This window comes from Actinomycetota bacterium, assembly GCA_030650795.1.
Classification (GTDB): Bacteria; Actinomycetota; Actinomycetes; order S36-B12; family S36-B12; genus UBA11398.
The window spans coordinates 66,958-84,492 of record JAUSDJ010000017.1 but is presented as its reverse complement, the minus strand read 5'-3'; the positions used below and the strand labels follow the sequence as shown (position 1 = coordinate 84,492).

Sequence of the window (17,535 nt, the reverse complement as noted above, 5' to 3'; positions counted from 1 at the left end):
GCAAATGGAACCAGGCCCTCGACCCCAACCGGCACCCATTGCGCTTGGGGAGCTTAAGCAAGTAATTCCACGGGGAAGCTTTCTCCACGGTTCGGCATCGGTTTTGATCGGTGGCATTGAACTGGACTCGCGATTGATCCGCACTGGCGATCTGTTTGCTGCACTCGCCGGTCATCGCGAACACGGCATCATTCACACGGCCGAGGCATTGGAGAATGGCGCCGCAGCGATCCTCACCGACGACGAGGGTTGGAATTCCTGGAAGTCCGCTGTCTCCTTTTCCGAGGAGGTGCCAGTGCTGGTCCTTGCTGAGCCTCGTGTGTGGATTGGATCGATCGCGCGAGCGCTGTATGCGAGCGCAGGTGAGCAAGTGCAATTGATTGGCGTCACAGGCACGAATGGCAAGACGACGGTTGCGAGCATGGTTGAAGCAGGCATGCGCGCTGCAGGAATGACTACTGGATTCATCGGGACCACTGGAGTGCGGATCGGGACTGAGTCGATTGATTCGGTGCGGACCACTCCTGAATCGACCAGCATTCATTCGCTGCTTGCCTCGATGCGTGAGCAGGGCGTAGTCGGGGTCGCGATGGAGGTATCCAGTCACGCGATGGTCGAGCACCGTATCGGCGGACTGCGCTTTGCGGCGGTCGGCTTCACGAATCTGAGTCAAGACCATCTTGACTATCACGGCACCATGCAGGAGTACTTCGAAGCCAAGAGCCTGCTCTTCACCTCCGAGCACGCGGATTTCGCGGCGATCTGCATCGATGATTCGTGGGGTCTGCAGTTGGCAGCCAACACGCACATTCCATTGGTGACAGTGTCGATCAGCGGCAGGCAGGCTGATTGGTCCGTGGTCGCGGATGCAGTCGGCGGCTGGCTTGTTCGCAAGTCGACTGGCGAGCAGACACCTATTGCGCTGCAACTGCCCGGGGCCTTCAACCGGGCCAATGCTGTGCTCGCGATTGCCTTGCTCGATCACATAGGCATCCCGGCCGCGGTATCGGCACCTGCCGTGAGCCGGGTGCAGGTGCCTGGTCGATTGGAGGCCGTGACGGGCGCACATGGGAATGCGGTGATCGCTGGATTTGTCGATTATGCGCACACACCTGACGCGATTGGTCGAGTGATCTCGGCAGTCCGCGAACTCACGACCGGGCACATCGTCGTGGTCGTCGGCGCTGGCGGAGATCGCGATTCGGCCAAGCGACCCTTGATGGGTGCGATGGCTGCTCGTCTTGCAGATCACGTCATCGTGACCGACGACAATCCTCGTTCTGAGGATCCAAATGCAATTCGTGCGGCAGTTCTGCAAGGAGCACGAGCCCTGTCCACAGTCAACGGTGCCGTGGTTCTCGAAGTGGGCAATCGCAGGGACGCAATTGGACGGGCAGTTGAGATGGCCGTACCCGGTGATGTCGTGCTCGTGTTGGGCAAGGGCCACGAGCAGGGTCAGGAGATCGCTGGAGAAACTTTCCCCTTCGATGATCGGGTGGAGTTGGCACGAGCATTGTCTCTGCGCGAGGTCAAGGACGATCGATCATGATCGACCTCACCATCAGTGAAATCGCGTCGATTGTCTCTGGCGCTGCGCATCGAGTCGTTTCCGGCCAACGAGTTTCCAGTGTCGTTGTCGACTCGCGCGAAGTGACTGCCGATTCGATGTACGTGGCCCTCCGCGGCGAACGAGTCGACGGACATGACTTCGCTGGGGAAGCCATTGCTTCAGGGGCTGTTGTAGTTCTTGCTGAACGGGAACTTGATATGCCGTGCATCGTGGTAGCCAACAGCGGTGAAGCGCTGGGTGTTCTCGCCGCGCATGTGCGTCAAGAACTCAGTGAGTGTGCAGTTGTCGCCATCACTGGTTCGAGTGGCAAGACCTCGACCAAGGATCTCCTCGCATTTGTCTTGGCGGGACTGGGCCCAACGGTTGCTCCAGTCGGCTCATTCAATACCGAGATCGGAGTCCCGCTGACGATTCTGCGGGCTGATGAATCCACTCAATACCTCATCCTTGAAATGGGCATGCGCGGATTGGGTCACATCGAACTGCTCTGCACAATCGCGGCTCCCGAGATTGGAGTGCTCCTCAATGTCGGTTCCGCACACCTAGGGCTCTTGGGCAGCCGCGTTGAAGTGGCGCAGGCCAAGGGTGAACTCATAGCCGCGCTTCCACCATATGGAGTCGCGATTCTCAATGGCGATGATGAGCTCGTTCGGACACAGGCTGAACGGACTTCGTCTCGTGTGGTGTATTTCGGCACGGGGGACAATTGCGAGGTGCGTGCACTAGGAGTCGAACTCGATAGTCAAGCTCGCGCCTCGTTCACGCTTGCACTTGCGAACAATCAGGCCAAGGTTGCGCTTCAGGTACATGGCGAGCACTTTGTTGCCAATGCACTTGCGGTCGCGGCGGTGGCCAATGTTCTCGGTATGCCGATTCAACAGATTGCTGACCGGCTTTCGACGGCAAGGATTGGCAGTCGTTGGCGCATGGCAGTCTCGGTCAATGCCGACAACGTGACCATCGTCAATGACGCCTACAACGCCAATCCCGAATCCATGGCCGCGGCCCTTCGAACCCTTTCGGCGATGGGCGCCGATCGACGCACCTGGGCAGTCGTGGGGGAGATGTTGGAACTGGGCGTCCAATCACCAGTCGAACACCAAGCCCTCGGCGCACTCGTCGCGCAGTCTCAGGTCTCGCGTCTGGTCTGCGTAGGTTCAGCCACGAGGGTGACTCAGGACGAGGCGAGATCGCAGGAATCCTGGCTGGGGCAGTCAGATTGGGTTCCAGACGCCGATGCAGCCATTGCGCTGCTGAAGTCCGAAATCAAGCCCACCGATATCGTGCTGATTAAAGCCTCGCGCGGAGTCGGACTCGAGCGGGTTGCAACTGCACTTGGAGAGCGGGAACCCCAATGAGACTGGTCGTGATTTCCATGACCATCGCAACGGTGGTCACGCTTATCGGCACTCCCTTGGTTATCAGATTCATGGCCAAGCACGGCTATGCACAGGCAATTCGTGTCTCGTCAGAGGGCGAGCTCTACCCCGATCACGAGAGCAAGCACGGCACTCCATCCATGGGTGGGGTTGCCATCATCTTTGGCGTCGTCGCTGGCTACTTCTTGACGCATCTGCTCACCTGGCGACCCGTCACGCCTTCAGCGATGCTGGTCATGTATTTGATGGTCGGTTTGGGTCTTGTGGGTGTGGCCGATGACTATTTGAAGATCTTCAAGCAGCGCAGCACTGGCCTGCGCGCTCGCACCAAATTGATTGGTCAAGCTGTTGTTGCGGTGAGCTTTGCTTGGCTGTCGCTTCAGTTCACTCAAGATGGCGGCGCTCCAGCCTCGATGGCCATCTCCTTTGTCCGCGATACAGCGATCGTCTTGCCCCTTGGTCTGTTTCTGCTGTGGGTCTGGTTTCTCGTCACGGCAACCACCAATGGAGTCAATCTCACCGACGGACTCGATGGACTCGCCATTGGCGCATCGATCATGACCTTCATCGCTTACGTGATCATCACTGTCTGGCAGTACGGCCAGAACTGCGCCTTCGCTGATTCGGTTACCGCCACGTGTTATTCAACTGTGAGTCCGCTGGATCTTGCAGTGATGGCGGCCGCCTTTGCCGGCGCGAGCTTTGGCTTCCTGTGGTGGAACACCTCGCCTGCCCGCATCTTCATGGGCGACACGGGATCACTTGCCCTCGGTGGCGGTATCGCCGCACTGGCAATCCTGAGCCGCACGGAATTGCTGCTGCCACTCTTGGCGGGGCTGTTCCTCATCACATCTCTCTCGGTGATCGCACAAGTCGGATCCTTCAAGCTCACTGGTCGCCGCGTTCTGCGCATGGCTCCGCTCCAGCACCACTTCGAGATGCTCGGCTGGCCCGAGATCCAGATCGTCGTGCGATTCTGGATCATCCACGGGCTGTGCATTGGAGCGGGGATTGGGCTGTTCTACGCCGAATGGGTCAGCTCGTGATTCAAGCGCTGACCCGCACCTCTGATTGGTCCGCTGTCCGGGTGACCGTTGCAGGTATTGGCATCGCTGGCTTCGCAGCGGCAGATGCCCTTGCGCAGTTAGGCGCGAAGGTGGTCGTCATTGACGCTGCCGATGGCGACAAGCAGCGGGAGCGAGCCGAGGTGCTCGATGTCATCGGCGTAGAAGTCCTGTTAGGACACGAGGGCGGATTGCCCCCGACGGACCTGCTTGTGGTCTCACCCGGATTGCGGCCAAGTGCTGAGGTCATTCAGCAGGCCGTGACTCAGGACATTCCTGTTTGGGGGGAGTTGGAACTGGCTTGGCGATTGCGTGCACCCGAGGGCGCCGCGCCCTGGCTCGTTGTCACCGGTACGAATGGCAAGACCACCACAACTCTGATGCTCGAATCGATGCTCTCGGCGGCTGGCTTGCGAGCCGTTTCAGCGGGGAATATCGGCAACTCATTGATCGACGTGGTGATGCATGACGAGGTTGACGTCATCGCGGTGGAGGTGGGTGCTCCGCAGCTGCCCTTCATCGTCTCGATCAGCCCGTATGCAGCAGTGTGTCTTAACGTTGCCGATGATCACATCGATCATTTCGGCAGTCTTGATGCATACATTGCAGCGAAGTCCCGAATTTACGAACGCACGCAGGTGGCGGCAGTGTTCAACGCCGATGATGCAATCACCTTGCGCATGGTCCAAGAAGCCGAAGTCGTTGAAGGTTGCCGCGCGATTGGCTTCACCTTGGGCATCCCCGATGTATCGATGCTTGGAGTGGTCGACCTCTTGATGGTCGATCGCGCATTCATCGACAATCGCATGGATGCCGCGCAAGAACTTGCTGTCACAACTGATGTGCATCCAAATGCTCCGCACAACATTGCGAACGCACTCGCTGCCGCGGCGCTGGCCCGAGCTTTTGGGGTGCCGGCATCAGCGGTGCGTGAAGGACTGCTCAATTTCACTCCGGCTGGCCACCGGATTGCCACGGTTGCCACAGTCGATGAAGTCACCTACATCGATGATTCCAAGGCCACGAACACACATGCGGCGAGCACTTCGCTTCGCGCATATCAATCAATTGTGTGGATTGCCGGTGGCATGGCAAAGGGGCAGGACTTCGACGAATTGGTGATCGAGGCTGCTTCTCGCTTGCGTGGAGTCGTGCTGCTTGGTGTGGATCGCGAACTCATTGCAGAAGCATTGAGGCGACACGCGCCGCAAGTACCCATGAAAGTCCTCGACCGCACCGAGACTGATGCAATGGTCGAAGCTGTTGCCGCCGCGCGCTCATTCGCGCAACCGGGTGACACAGTGCTGCTCGCTCCAGGGTGCGCTTCATGGGACATGTTTCGTGACTATGCGCAGCGTGGAGACATCTTCGCTGATGCGGTGCTCGTGATTGGCGGAGTTGCGTCATGACTGACACCACCACCAGGCGCGCGGCCAAGCAAAGTCGCGTGAAGTATCTGCTGAGCCACCCCTTGAGCACGTACTACTTGATCGGTGGCTCCTCTGTCTTGTTGTTGCTCCTCGGCCTTGTGATGGTGCTGTCGGCATCAAGCATCGAGAGCTATCGAATCTTCGGCTCTTCTTACACACTGGCTGAGCGGCAGGCACTGTTCGGCGTGATCGGCTTGATCGGCTTATATTTCACCGCGCGAATGTCCGTCCAATTCTGGCGCGGCACTGCTCGCTGGATTTTCTTGTTGGCGATCGTTCTGCTTGTTGCGGTTCTCGTCATTGGGGTCTCGGTAGCCGGACAGCGCAACTGGATTGACCTGTTCGGTCCTTTCCGGATTCAGCCTTCGGAGTTCGCAAAGTTTGCGTTGGTGGTGTGGGGAGCAGATCAACTTGCTCGCAAGGATCATTACCACGCAGATCTGCGCCACTTGCTCGTGCCGCTGCTGCCAGTGGCAGGCTTGTTCATGGTGTTGGTGCTGCTCGAAGGCGACTTCGGCAACACGCTCATGCTTGCGGCCATTGCCTGCGGAATGCTGTTCGCGGCTGGGGCGCCTTGGCGCTTCTTCGCCTCCTTCGCCGGGATTGGAATTCTCCTGGTCTGGATTCTGACTCTGGCGGCTCCCTATCGAATGGAGCGCTTTACTACTTGGCTCAACCCCAACAGCGATCCACTCGGCGTTGGCTGGCAGCTCACACAAGGGCATTACGCCCTGGGCACTGGTGGCTTGCTCGGAGTGGGGCTGGGGGCAAGTCGCGAAAAATGGGGCGCCCTACCAGAAGCGCATACTGACTTCATCTTTTCGGTCATCGGTGAAGAACTTGGACTGATCGGCACCTTCAGCGTGCTGATCCTGTTTGCCGTGCTTGCCTTCGCTGTATTCCGGCTCACACGCACGACATCGGATCCCTTTGTCCGTCTTGCTTCTGCAGGCGTGGGCTCATGGATCGTGGTGCAGGCCATCGTCAACATTGGCGCAGTGCTCGGCTTGATGCCGATCACCGGAGTGCCGCTGCCCTTCGTCTCCTATGGCGGATCCTCGCTGATTCCCACGTTGGCGGCGATCGGCATGCTGCTGGCCTTTGCCCGTAATGAGCCCGGCGCCAGACAGTCCCTGCGACGCCGAGCAACCGCTCGCTCGCTGGCCAGGCGATGAGTCGGGCGATACATGTTGTGCTCGCAGCAGGTGGAACGGCCGGCCACATAGAGCCGGCACTCAATCTCGCTGATGCACTAGTCCATGAAGAGCCAGATGTCGTGGTCACCATCATCGGTGGCGACCACGGGCTGGAGTCCTCCCTCGTTCCCTCGCGCGGGTACGCACTCAAGACTGTGCCCGCTGTAGTGATGCCGCGACGGATCTCATCGCAGTTGCTTACTGTCGGCCCGAAGGTAAGCGCCGCAACGAAACAGGCTGTCGCCCACCTACAAGAGCTCAAGCCGGATGTGATCGTTGGCTTTGGCGGCTATGCCGCGCTGCCGACGTATCGCGCTGCGAAGAAACTCGGCTGCGCGTTGATCATTCATGAGGCAAATGCCAAGGCCGGCCTGGCCAATCGAGTTGGCGCGCGCTACGCGACCGAGGTGTACGTCACTGTGCACGGCAGCTTGGCTGGAAACCCGATGAGCCTTCCACTGCGCCAGTCCATCGTGCACTTGGATCGAGCTGAATCTCGCGAACAAGCCCGCGAACGATTCGGGCTGTCCAGCACTGCTCCTGTCCTGTTGGTCTTTGGCGGATCCCAAGGAGCTCAGCACATCAACGAATCACTTGCACTGGCCCTGCCGCGGCTGCTCGAAGCAGGGATCCAGGTCTTGCATGGCTTCGGCCCGCACAACCAGTCTCCGGAACGGCAAGCGGGCTATGTGCCGCTGCCCTACATCGACCGGATGGACCAGGCATATGCGGCAGCAGACCTGGCCATTACTCGCGCGGGGGCAATGACTGTGGCTGAAGTAGCAGCCGTTGGCCTGCCGACCATCTTCGTCCCATTGCCGATCGGCAATGGCGAGCAACGGGTGAATGCGCTTCCGGTCGTTCAGTCTGGCGGCGGCTTGCTGGTCGATAACGCCGATCTGACTCCTGAGCGATTGGTCGAATCGGTCATGGCGCTCATTCATGATGCAGACGAACTGGACCGGATGAGCACGGCTGCGCAACGGGTGGGAGTGCGCGATGCAGCACAGCGACTTGCGGTGGCAGTGCTGAGGGTTGCTCGCCAACATCGAGCCAGCGCAGGAGAGGATGCCTTGTGAGTGATTTGGGGCATGTCTTCATCGTGGGCATCGGCGGTGCTGGCATGTCGGGAATTGCTCGCATTCTCGTTGCGCAGGGTGCCAGTGTCTCGGGCAGCGATGCCAAGGACTCGCGGCGCATCGACTCGCTGCGCGCGATCGGCGTCAATGTGCACATTGGCCACTCCGGCGAATGGCTTGATGGAGTCGACACTCTGGTCTTCTCCACCGCCATCCCCGAAAGCAATGCCGAACGCCATACGGCCCAGGAACGTGGCATCCCCGAGCTGACTCGAGCAGATGCCCTGGTTGCGGTGATGTCCGGAAGCCGCGGCGTTGCCGTATCCGGAACGCATGGCAAGACCACGACCACCTCGATGCTGACTGTTGCGCTTCAACATTGCGGAGCTGACCCCTCTTTCGCGATTGGCAGTGAACTCAATGAGACCGGGGCCAATGCGCATCTGGGAAGCGGCGAAATCTTCGTGGTCGAAGCCGATGAAAGTGACGGGGCATTTCTGCAGTTGGCTGCTGTTGCCGCGATCGTCACCAATGTGGAAGCCGATCACCTCAACCATTGGGGAAACCTGGCGGCCATCGAGCAGGGCTTTTTGGATTTCGCGCTCAATGTGCGAGCAAACCATGGCTTCGTGACGGTGTGCATCGATGACGAAGGTGGCCGTCGGCTGGCAGTTGATGCTGCAGAGCACGGAGTCGATGTGCGCACCTACGGCGCTAGCGTCGACGCCTTGTACCGACTCATTGAGCCTCGACTCGTTGGTCGCGGTTGGGAGTATTCAGTTGAGCATTTGGGAGAACGCATTGGCACTGTGAGCCTGCAGGTTCCCGGCATGCACAATGCCCTGAACTCACTGGCTGCTCTTGTGACTGGCATCGGATTGGGCTTCGCGCCGGAGCAGTTGATTCTGGGTCTGGCCGAATTCAGCGGAACTCGGCGTCGATTCGATTTCAAGGGCGAGTCACACGGGGTGCGCGTATTCGATGACTATGCGCACCATCCCACTGAGATTGACGCGACTTTGCGCGCAGCCCGCGATGTTGTCGGCGATGGTCGCCTCATCGTGGCTTTTCAAGCTCACCACTACTACCGAACAGCGCATTTCATGATGGAGTTCGGTGCCGCACTTGGCCTGGCCGATGAGGTGGTGGTGTTGGAGGTCTATGCGCCGGGGGAGACGCCGATACCGGGAGCCAGTGGCCAAACCATGGCCTCAAATGTGCCGCTGCCTGAAGGCCAGGTGCATTTCGAACCCTCGTGGTCTGCAGTTGCCGGCGAACTTGTTGCGCGTTCGCATTCTGGCGATCTGATCATGACTTTGGGAGCCGGCGACATTGGCCTTCTGGGTGCAGAAGTGCTGGAACTGTTGGCGGAGCGGGCATGACTCCACCCGTTGTTGAACTTGACAAGCATCGCGCGCGCGGACCGCGCAAGCGATTGCGCGTCATTCTCGTGATATTCGCGCTTGTCGCACTCGCCGCCGCGGCCTGGATGATTTGGTTCTCCTCGCTCTTGACTGCCGATGGTGTAACTGTGATTGGCGTTGATGGCTCAGCAGCGCAAGAGGTGCGCAACACTGCAAGCGTTCCGCTAGGTGTGCCACTCGCCCAACTCGATACCGATGCCATTGCGCAGCATCTCTCGACGATTGGCTGGATCGAGCACATCGATGTCCGCCGCGGCTGGCCGCATGACGTTGTCATTGCAGTGACACCGCGCACGGCCATCGCAACGCGTGGTGACAGCACGGTCGTGGATGCATCGGGAGTCCCGTTCACACCTGTTGCTCAAGTGCCTTCGGGACTGCCGACGGTGCACGCAGATGATCTCGGTCTGGTCGCGGCCATGGGCGTCCTCGTCAGCTTGCCTGACGATCTTCGATCGAAGGTTGTCCTGCTCACGGCAAGCACTCGCGATGACGTCGCACTCACCTTGAAGTCCTCGGCCATCGTGCGTTGGGGAAGCGTGGAGCAGGCCGAATTGAAGGCCCAGGTCACCCGGGCATTGCTCAAGCGCAAGGCCAAGATCTACGACGTCTCCGCACCAGAGCTTCCGACCACCTTCAAAGAGAAGCTCCACAAGTAAATCTGCTCAATCCGGCACACTCACTTGCGCAACAGGGGTAACACCGGCTACCTTCCCGCCGCTCGACGCCAACCTCAGGGTTGATCCTCAACTTGAGGTTGAGAGTTGGTGGCGGGCATGGGTCGGCTGGACAAGTCGGTCCGCCAACAAATGAAGGGAAGCGCAGTGGCGGCTCCACAGAATTATCTCGCGGTCATCAAGGTTGTCGGAATCGGCGGCGGCGGTGTCAATGCGGTCAATCGAATGATTGAGGTCGGTCTGAAGGGCGTGGAGTTCATCGCCATCAACACCGATGCGCAGGCACTCCTGATGAGCGACGCAGACGTCAAGCTCGATATCGGTCGCGAACTGACTCGCGGGCTCGGCGCTGGCGCCAACCCTGAGGTCGGCAAGAAGGCAGCCGACGATCACAAAGAGGAGATCGAAGAGGTGCTCAAAGGTGCCGACATGGTCTTCGTCACGGCGGGCGAAGGAGGCGGCACGGGTACTGGTGGCGCACCAGTTGTTGCCGCTATCGCACGTTCGCTCGGCGCACTCACCATTGGCGTTGTTACGCGTCCATTTGGTTTCGAAGGACGTCGTCGCCAGTCGCAGGCCGATGTCGGCATTGACAATCTGCGCGCCGAGGTCGACACCCTCATCGTCATTCCGAACGACCGACTGCTGTCGCTGTCGGATCGCAACATCAGTGTCATCGATGCATTCCGTCAAGCCGATCACGTATTGCTGCAAGGTGTCTCGGGCATTACCGATCTCATCACGACCCCGGGCTTGATCAACCTCGACTTCGCAGACGTCAAGAGCATCATGCACTCCGCTGGTTCAGCGCTCATGGGAATCGGTTCGGCCCGCGGTGAAGATCGCGCAGTAGAAGCAGCTGAGAAGGCAATCTCGAGTCCACTGCTTGAAGCCGGCATCGATGGAGCGCATGGAGTGCTGTTGTCGATCTCCGGCGGCAGCGATCTTGGTCTCTTTGAGATCAACGAGGCTGCTCGACTGGTCGCCGATGCTGCTCACCCAGATGCCAACATTATCTTCGGCGCGGTTATTGACGACACCCTTGGCGACGAGGTTCGGGTCACCGTGATCGCTGCGGGCTTCGATGGCGGAGAGCCACCCCCACGCACTGCTGCCACGCGCCGGTCAGCGGAAGCGACGCCAACCACCACTGGTGAGGTTCCAATCGTGACCTCGCCTGCTGCACGGCCAGTGCAGCCAGCTCGAACCATTGTGTTCGACGACGCCGACGATGATCTCGACATCCCCGACTTCCTCAAATAAGGAACTTCCCCAGATCCTTATGAATCCCGTTGCCGTCGGGCGTTTTTGCCCGGCGACACCTGGTGGCCGTCCAGTCAACTGGGCGGCCACTGGTCGTTTTGGAGGGATCAGTTCTGGCAATTTCCTCGATTTCAATCTCTCGCTCACTGTTGGCGATGACGTCGATTCGGTCGAGCAGAATCGACTGAGCGCCGGACAACTCGTGGGCGTGACCGATGTCAACGTTCTTGATGCGCAGCACGGCGCACGAGTGGAGTTCGCCACTGCCGCCGGTATCGCGCGCAGCGCGGACGCAGTAGTGACGACTTTGCCTGGGTTGGGACTGCTTGCACTGGCGGCCGACTGTGTGCCGATAGTGCTGTCCGATCCTCATGCTGGAGTTATTGCTGCTGTGCATTGCGGTTGGCGCAGTCTTGGACTCGGAGTGGTGGCGGCTGCCATCGGTGAAATGCGTGCACACGGCGCTCAAGGAATCCGCGCTGTGACGGGTCCGGCCATATGTGTTGATTGCTATCCGGTTGGTCGCGAATGTGTGGACGAACTCAGGGAGCAATTGCCCGCTGAAGTGTTCGCGGCCACAGCGCATGAACGCGCAAATCAGTGGCATCTAGATATGCGCGCAGGTGTCCACGCGCAGTTGCGACTCCATGGAGTCGCATTCAGTTCAATCACACGTTGCACGGCTACCGACGCGCAATTATTTTCCTATCGCGCAGACGGACGCACTGGCCGACAGGGCATGATCGTGGCGTTATGACGATTAGGCGTGTCGAGCTTGAGCAGAACCTTGCATTCGTGCGGCAAAGGATCGCCGCTGCTTGCGCTGAGGCCGGGCGATCAGTCGAAAGCGTGATCTTGCTGCCCGTGACCAAGACCTTCCCCGCTGTTGATCTGGAATTGCTCGCCGAACTTGGCTGCACTGATGTGGGTGAGAGCCGTGATCAGGAGGCTCGTTCGAAGCGGGCTGAGTGCACCAAGCCAATGCGCTGGCACATGATCGGGCAGGTGCAGCGCAGGAAGACGCGACAGATTCTTGAGTGGGCCGACGTAGTCGAGTCGGTCGATCGGCCCGAACTTGCCGATGCGCTCTCCTCAGCGGCAGTCAACGCAGCCAAGATTCTGGAGGTCCTGATTCAAGTTTCCTTGGCTCCAGCCGAACAGGCCGGACGTGGTGGAGTGAGCATTGCTGACGTAGCGCAATTGACTTCGCATGTCCTTCGCCTTCCCGGCCTTCGACTTTCCGGCGTGATGGCTGTTGCCCCCTTGGGAGCAGACCCCTTGCTTGCCTTCGGCGCCTTGCCCAAGGCCCATGAAGCGGTCCTGAAGCTTGCTCCAGAGGCCACGGTTATCTCGGCCGGGATGAGTGGCGATCTTGAGGCGGCTATTGCCTGTGGTGCGACACAGGTGCGCATCGGGGGCGCGATACTCGGGAACCGTCCGCCTCTGAAGTAGCCTGTGGGATCAGTAAGGCGAAACTGCTTCAACAGGAACACGTTTCGAAGGCGATCTAGGAGGTCCCTGTCTCATGGCTGGCGCAATGCGCAAGATGGCCGTGTATCTCGGCCTCGTCGAGGACGATGATCATGATGATCAGTTCGACGACGAGTACGAGGATGTACGGCGCGATGTGCGCACCCGCGATCGCCGACCTGCCTACGAAGAGCGTGAGGATGATCGCTACCAAAGCCGAAGTGTGAAGCCGCTGCCAGACACTCGCGCAGTTCGCACTTTCCGCAGCGACGCCATCCCTGATCGCCGACCTACGACTGCTCCGCTGGCAGATCGTCGCCCAATCGCGCCGCTTGAGTTCAGTCGCATCGAGACTGTGCATCCGCGCAGTTACAACGATGCGCGTCAGATCGGCGAGGACTACCGCGCAGGCGTTCCCGTGATCATGAACCTCACCGAGCTCGATGATGCGGACGCCAAGCGCATTATCGATTTCGCTGCAGGCCTGGTATTTGGCATGCAAGGCACGATCGAGCGCATCACCAACAAGGTCTTCTTACTCTCGCCGGCGAATGTCGATGTCGGTGAGGCCGCACGTGCGCAAATAGCACAAGACGGCTTCTTTAACCAGAGCTGATGGGCGAAGTTGGGCAGATCCTTGCCACAATTCTGTTTCTTTACCAACTCGTTTTCTTCGCGCGGATCATTCTTGATCTCCTCCAGATATTTGCTCGCTCTTGGCGTCCGCGCGGAGCAATCCTGGTGATCGCTGAAGGCATCTATTCGCTCACTGATCCACCGCTTCGATTTCTGCGCAGGTTCATTCCACCTGTTCGCCTCGGTGGCGTGGCGCTGGATTTCTCGTTCTTGCTGCTGCTGATCGTGTTGCAGGTATTGATCAGTTTGCTCTCGCGCTAGTTTCGCGTGATGGCCAGATGCAAATCAAGGTCCGGCACGAGCACTTCAACTTGCCCACCACTGGCCTGACTCACTTCAGTGGCCAGCACTTCAGCAGCAATTTCGTCCGAGTGCTTTTCCCACATCAGCAGTGCATCGGCATCGGCACTTGTCCACCAGATACTGATGCGATCTGAGATCTCGAATCCGGCGTTCTTGCGCGCCTCCTGAATTGCGCGAACTACTTCTCTTGCCAGGCCTGCTCGGCGCAACTCATCAGTGATCACCAGATCAAGAGCGATGCTCTCGCCACCCTCAGAGGCCACAGCCCAACCCTCGCGTGGAGTTTCGGTCACGATCACTTCATCGGCCGTGATGGCAAGCGAACCAAGTTCACTCACCTCAATAGTGGCTGCTCCATTCGAGCGAAGTGAGGCGTGGATTGCAGCCGCATCGGCTTCAGCAATGGCATTTGCCACCAGAGGGGTCTGCTTGCCAAAGCGCTGACCAAGGGCGCGGAAGTTCGCCTTCATTGAGATATCCACGAAGCCAGCTTCGTCTGAGTCGAGGGCATCGGTGCTGCCAATATTCAACTCTTCACAGACCTGATCGATCAGTTCTTCAGATAGTTCAGCCCAGCCGGTTGCTGAGATGAGCGCGCGACGCAATGGCTGACGAGTGCGAACTGCACTTGATGCCCGCGCGGCACGACCCAGTTCAACGATGCGCCGCACAAGTGCCATGTCCTTGGCGAGCTTGTCGTCAACCAGAGCCGGGTCCGCACTTGGCCAGGACTGGAGGTGCACCGAGTCAGCGCCAGCCCCGTCAGTCATCAGGTCCTGCCACACCCGTTCAGTGATGAACGGCGTGAACGGGGCCATGCAGAGAGTGGTGATGCGAAGTGCCTCATGAAGAGTGGCAAGAGCCGCGGGATCGCCATCCCAGAAGCGACGACGCGATCGACGCACGTACCAGTTTGAAAGGTCATCGACGAAGGAAGCCAGGAGTCGCCCGGCGCGCTGAGTATCGAACTGGTCGAGTGCAGCATCCACCTCGATAGTCAGTCGATTGGCCTCGGAGAGCAACCAGCGGTCAATCACTGGCCGCTGTGCCGGAGCAGGCGCTGGCGTAGCGGGATCCCAATCGGCCAACCGTCCGTAGAGCGATTGGAAGGCGACGGTGTTCCAATAAGTGAGCAGGGTCTTGCGCACGACATCGCCGATGGCCGCATGCCCGACTCGACGTGCTTGCCACGGGGAGCCGCTGGCGAGCATGAACCAGCGCACGGCATCTGCGCCGTGGTCGTTCATCAGTCCGATGGGCTCAAGGACATTGCCAAGGTGCTTGCTCATCTTGCGGCCATCCTCATCGAGGATGTGACCAAGGCAGACCACGTTCTTATATGAGGACTCTTCAAAGACCAGAGTGCCGATGGCCATCAATGTGTAGAACCAGCCCCGCGTCTGATCGATGGCCTCGCAGATGAAATCGGCCGGGTATTGCGCCTGGAAATCGATATCGCTCTGCGGGTAGCCAACAGCGGCGAAGGGCATCGCGCCGGAGTCGTACCAGCAGTCGATGACCTCGGGTACTCGCGTTGCTGTTGCCGAGCAAGTCGGGCAGGGCAGGGTGATGTCATCGACGAATGGCCTATGCGGGTCAGTGTCCGAGACATCTCGACCAGCGAGTTCGCTCAGTTCGGCGAGTGAGCCCACGGCAAGCAGATGGTCGTTCTCACATCGCCAGATCGGAAGTGGAGTGCCCCAATAACGATTGCGCGACAGCGCCCAGTCGACATTGTTCTCCAGCCAGTCACCGAAGCGGCCATGCTTGATGGTGCTGGGGAACCAATTGGTCGATTCATTCTGGGCGATCAATGCATCCTTGATCGCCGTGGTGCGGATGTACCAAGAAGGCTGTGCGTAATAGATCAGGGGGGTGTGGCATCTCCAGCAGTGCGGGTAGGAATGCTCGTATTGCACGTGCCTGAACATCTTCCCGCTTGCCTCGAGCATGGTGACGAGCGCTTCGTCAGCTTTCTTGAAGAACACTCCGCCCACAAGCGGTACATCGTCATTGAAGTGCCCGTCGGCACGCACTGGGTTCACCACCGGCAGTCCGTAGGCCCGGCAACTCGCAAGGTCGTCAGCGCCAAAGGCCGGAGCCTGGTGCACCAATCCGGTGCCGTCATCTGTGGTGACGTACTCAGCGAGAATCACGTAGTGCGCATCGGGAATATCGATCAGATCAAAAGGACGTTCGTAGCTCAACCGCTCAAGTGCGGAACCTGGCATCTGAGCCAGCACTTCGAAGTCTTCGCCAAACAGTGATGAGGCCAGTTCCTGCGCCACTACGAGAAGCTCGCCGTCGGCCAAGCGTGCGACGACATATTGCGCGTTGGGCTTGACGGCGACTGCCGTATTGGAGACCAAGGTCCACGGGGTGGTCGTCCAGACAAGCAGTGCCGCTCCGGGATACGTATCCAAGAACTCTGCATCAGTGATGGGAAATCGCACGTAGACGGAGGGATCAACAACTGTTTCGTAGCCCTGTGCGAGTTCGTGATCTGACAGCCCAGTCCCGCAGCGTGGGCAGTAAGGCGCAACTCGGTGATCCTGAACAAGGAGTCCCTTGTCGAAGATCTGCTTCAGCGACCACCACACGCTCTGGACGTAACTGGCATCCATGGTCCAGTAGGCGCTGTCCATGTCGACCCAGTAGCCCATTCGTCGAGTCATCTCAGTGAACTCACCAACGTGCTGCAGGACTGACTCGCGGCAGCGGTCGTTGAATTCGGCTACGCCGAAGGCCTCGATGTCCTGTTTGCCGGTGAACCCAAGTTCCTTTTCGACCGCGAGTTCAACTGGCAGGCCGTGGCAGTCCCAGCCCGCTTGTCGCGGAACGTGGTAGCCCTTCATCGTCCGATAGCGTGGGAAGATGTCCTTGAAGGCTCGGGCCTCCACGTGGTGGGTGCCAGGAGTGCCATTTGCCGTTGGCGGGCCCTCGTAGAAGACCCAAGTCGGTCGGCCAGCACTCTGCTCGAGGGATCGGGCAAAGGTGGATTGCGACTCCCATAGATTCAAGATCTCGTGCTCCATCGCGGGCAAGTCGATCTGCGCGGGCACAGCGCGATACATGGAACTCCTAGCGATGGAAGGCAGAGGGCAGGATACCTGTCTTCCGGCGCGGCAGCCGGGAGCGCTTGTATGCATGTTCTAGGCTCCGCCGAAATCACAAGAATAGGGAGCACCATGGTTGCGAAGAAATCACCGGTGAAGCCGCCGGCGAAGAAGGCTGCCGTGGCCAAGAAGGCAGCCCCGGCCAGCAAGTCGGCTCCAGTGAAGAAGGCTGCCGTGGCCAAGAAGGCGGTACCGGCGAAGAAAGCCCCGGCAAGGCCGATCGCGAAGAAGGCGGTACCGGCGAAGAATTCACCGGCCAAGGCTGCCGTGGCGAAGAAGGCTGCTCCGGCGAAGAAGGCTGCCGTGGCCAAGAAGGCGGTACCGGCGAAGAAAGCCCCTGCGAAGCCGATTGCCAAGAAGGCGGTGCCAGCTCCCAAGCCGCCAGTCAAGCCGATCGCGAAGAAGGCCGTGCCAGCGAAGAAGGCCATCGCCCCCGCACGTGTACCTGTTGTCGCTCCAGCTGCCCCGGCCAAGAAGGCCGTGCCAGCCAAGAAGGTCGCCAAGCGCCAGCTGGCTCCCTCAGGCAAGCCGATGGTGCGCGAGGACGAATCGCCGTGGACAACCGCTGAACTCAAGCAAGTGCGTGCTGCGCTGCTATTGGACGTCCAGCGACTTGAAGACGAACTCGACAATGCTGATGCAGGTCTTGCCGATCTCATTCGTGATTCGGGCGAGGGCGCTGGCGACGACCAAGCCGATGCCGGCAGCAAGACCTTCGAGCGCGAGCACGAGATGTCGTTGGCGAACAATGCGCGCGACATGCTCGTGCAGGTCACGCATGCGATCGCACGCTTGGACACCGGCACTTATGGCGCATGCGAGTCCTGTGGCAAGCCAATTGGCAAGTACCGCCTACAGGCATTCCCACGTGCCACCTTGTGTCTGGTGTGCAAGCAGGCCGACGAGAGGCTTTCGCTCTAGTCACTAG

The 17,535-nt window shown here is 59.5% G+C and carries 15 protein-coding genes; 14 read left to right on the top strand and 1 reads right to left on the bottom strand.

What is annotated here, in order from left to right; genetic code table 11:
* Nucleotides 1-4: 4 nt before the first annotated feature.
* The 13 genes from Q7L55_04195 (at nucleotide 5) to Q7L55_04135 (ending at nucleotide 13,449) form a co-directional block, all read left to right on the top strand.
* Complete coding sequence (locus Q7L55_04195; protein MDO8731759.1) at nucleotides 5-1,549, top strand: UDP-N-acetylmuramoyl-L-alanyl-D-glutamate--2,6-diaminopimelate ligase; 1,545 nt, start codon at nucleotides 5-7, stop codon at nucleotides 1,547-1,549.
* The gene (murF, locus tag Q7L55_04190; protein MDO8731758.1) at nucleotides 1,546-2,928 is read left to right on the top strand and encodes a UDP-N-acetylmuramoyl-tripeptide--D-alanyl-D-alanine ligase; all 1,383 of its coding nucleotides are present in this window, start codon (nucleotides 1,546-1,548) and stop codon (nucleotides 2,926-2,928) included. The genes Q7L55_04195 and murF overlap by 4 nt, the downstream gene beginning before the upstream one ends.
* The gene (gene mraY, locus Q7L55_04185; protein ID MDO8731757.1) at nucleotides 2,925-3,995 is read left to right on the top strand and encodes a phospho-N-acetylmuramoyl-pentapeptide-transferase; all 1,071 of its coding nucleotides are present in this window, start codon (nucleotides 2,925-2,927) and stop codon (nucleotides 3,993-3,995) included. The genes murF and mraY overlap by 4 nt, the downstream gene beginning before the upstream one ends.
* On the top strand, nucleotides 3,992-5,422 hold the full coding sequence (gene murD, locus Q7L55_04180) for a UDP-N-acetylmuramoyl-L-alanine--D-glutamate ligase (GenBank protein ID MDO8731756.1): 1,431 nt from the start codon (nucleotides 3,992-3,994) through the stop codon (nucleotides 5,420-5,422). Before mraY ends, murD begins: the two co-directional genes overlap by 4 nt.
* The gene (gene ftsW / locus Q7L55_04175; GenBank protein MDO8731755.1) at nucleotides 5,419-6,618 is read left to right on the top strand and encodes a putative lipid II flippase FtsW; all 1,200 of its coding nucleotides are present in this window, start codon (nucleotides 5,419-5,421) and stop codon (nucleotides 6,616-6,618) included. The genes murD and ftsW overlap by 4 nt, the downstream gene beginning before the upstream one ends.
* A complete protein-coding gene (gene murG / locus Q7L55_04170) occupies nucleotides 6,615-7,718 on the top strand; it encodes an undecaprenyldiphospho-muramoylpentapeptide beta-N-acetylglucosaminyltransferase (GenBank protein MDO8731754.1) in 1,104 nt (367 codons plus the stop codon). The genes ftsW and murG overlap by 4 nt, the downstream gene beginning before the upstream one ends.
* Nucleotides 7,715-9,100 carry a UDP-N-acetylmuramate--L-alanine ligase gene (gene murC, locus Q7L55_04165; GenBank protein MDO8731753.1) on the top strand — a complete coding sequence of 462 codons (1,386 nt, stop codon included), beginning with the start codon at nucleotides 7,715-7,717 and terminating at the stop codon, nucleotides 9,098-9,100. Before murG ends, murC begins: the two co-directional genes overlap by 4 nt.
* The gene (locus tag Q7L55_04160) at nucleotides 9,097-9,801 is read left to right on the top strand and encodes an FtsQ-type POTRA domain-containing protein (GenBank protein ID MDO8731752.1); all 705 of its coding nucleotides are present in this window, start codon (nucleotides 9,097-9,099) and stop codon (nucleotides 9,799-9,801) included. The genes murC and Q7L55_04160 overlap by 4 nt, the downstream gene beginning before the upstream one ends.
* Nucleotides 9,802-9,966: 165 nt before the next feature.
* Nucleotides 9,967-11,082: a cell division protein FtsZ gene (gene ftsZ, locus Q7L55_04155; GenBank protein MDO8731751.1), complete on the top strand. Its 1,116-nt coding sequence runs from the start codon at nucleotides 9,967-9,969 to the stop codon at nucleotides 11,080-11,082.
* Nucleotides 11,051-11,839 (top strand): polyphenol oxidase family protein, encoded by a 789-nt coding sequence (locus tag Q7L55_04150; GenBank protein ID MDO8731750.1) that lies wholly within the window; start codon nucleotides 11,051-11,053, stop codon nucleotides 11,837-11,839. Before ftsZ ends, Q7L55_04150 begins: the two co-directional genes overlap by 32 nt.
* Nucleotides 11,836-12,534: a YggS family pyridoxal phosphate-dependent enzyme gene (locus Q7L55_04145; protein ID MDO8731749.1), complete on the top strand. Its 699-nt coding sequence runs from the start codon at nucleotides 11,836-11,838 to the stop codon at nucleotides 12,532-12,534. Before Q7L55_04150 ends, Q7L55_04145 begins: the two co-directional genes overlap by 4 nt.
* A 73-nt stretch (nucleotides 12,535-12,607) precedes the next feature.
* Entirely contained in the window at nucleotides 12,608-13,168 is a 561-nt protein-coding gene (sepF, locus tag Q7L55_04140) for a cell division protein SepF (protein MDO8731748.1), read from the top strand.
* A complete protein-coding gene (locus Q7L55_04135; protein ID MDO8731747.1) occupies nucleotides 13,168-13,449 on the top strand; it encodes a YggT family protein in 282 nt (93 codons plus the stop codon). Before sepF ends, Q7L55_04135 begins: the two co-directional genes overlap by 1 nt.
* On the opposite strand, the gene ileS is transcribed toward Q7L55_04135, so the two are convergent.
* Nucleotides 13,446-16,565 (bottom strand): isoleucine--tRNA ligase, encoded by a 3,120-nt coding sequence (ileS, locus tag Q7L55_04130; protein MDO8731746.1) that lies wholly within the window; start codon nucleotides 16,563-16,565, stop codon nucleotides 13,446-13,448. The genes Q7L55_04135 and ileS overlap by 4 nt on opposite strands.
* A gap of 114 nt (nucleotides 16,566-16,679) precedes the next feature.
* Between ileS and Q7L55_04125 the strand changes: the two genes are divergently transcribed.
* Nucleotides 16,680-17,528: a TraR/DksA C4-type zinc finger protein gene (locus tag Q7L55_04125; protein ID MDO8731745.1), complete on the top strand. Its 849-nt coding sequence runs from the start codon at nucleotides 16,680-16,682 to the stop codon at nucleotides 17,526-17,528.
* The last annotated feature ends 7 nt before the right edge of the window (nucleotides 17,529-17,535 follow it).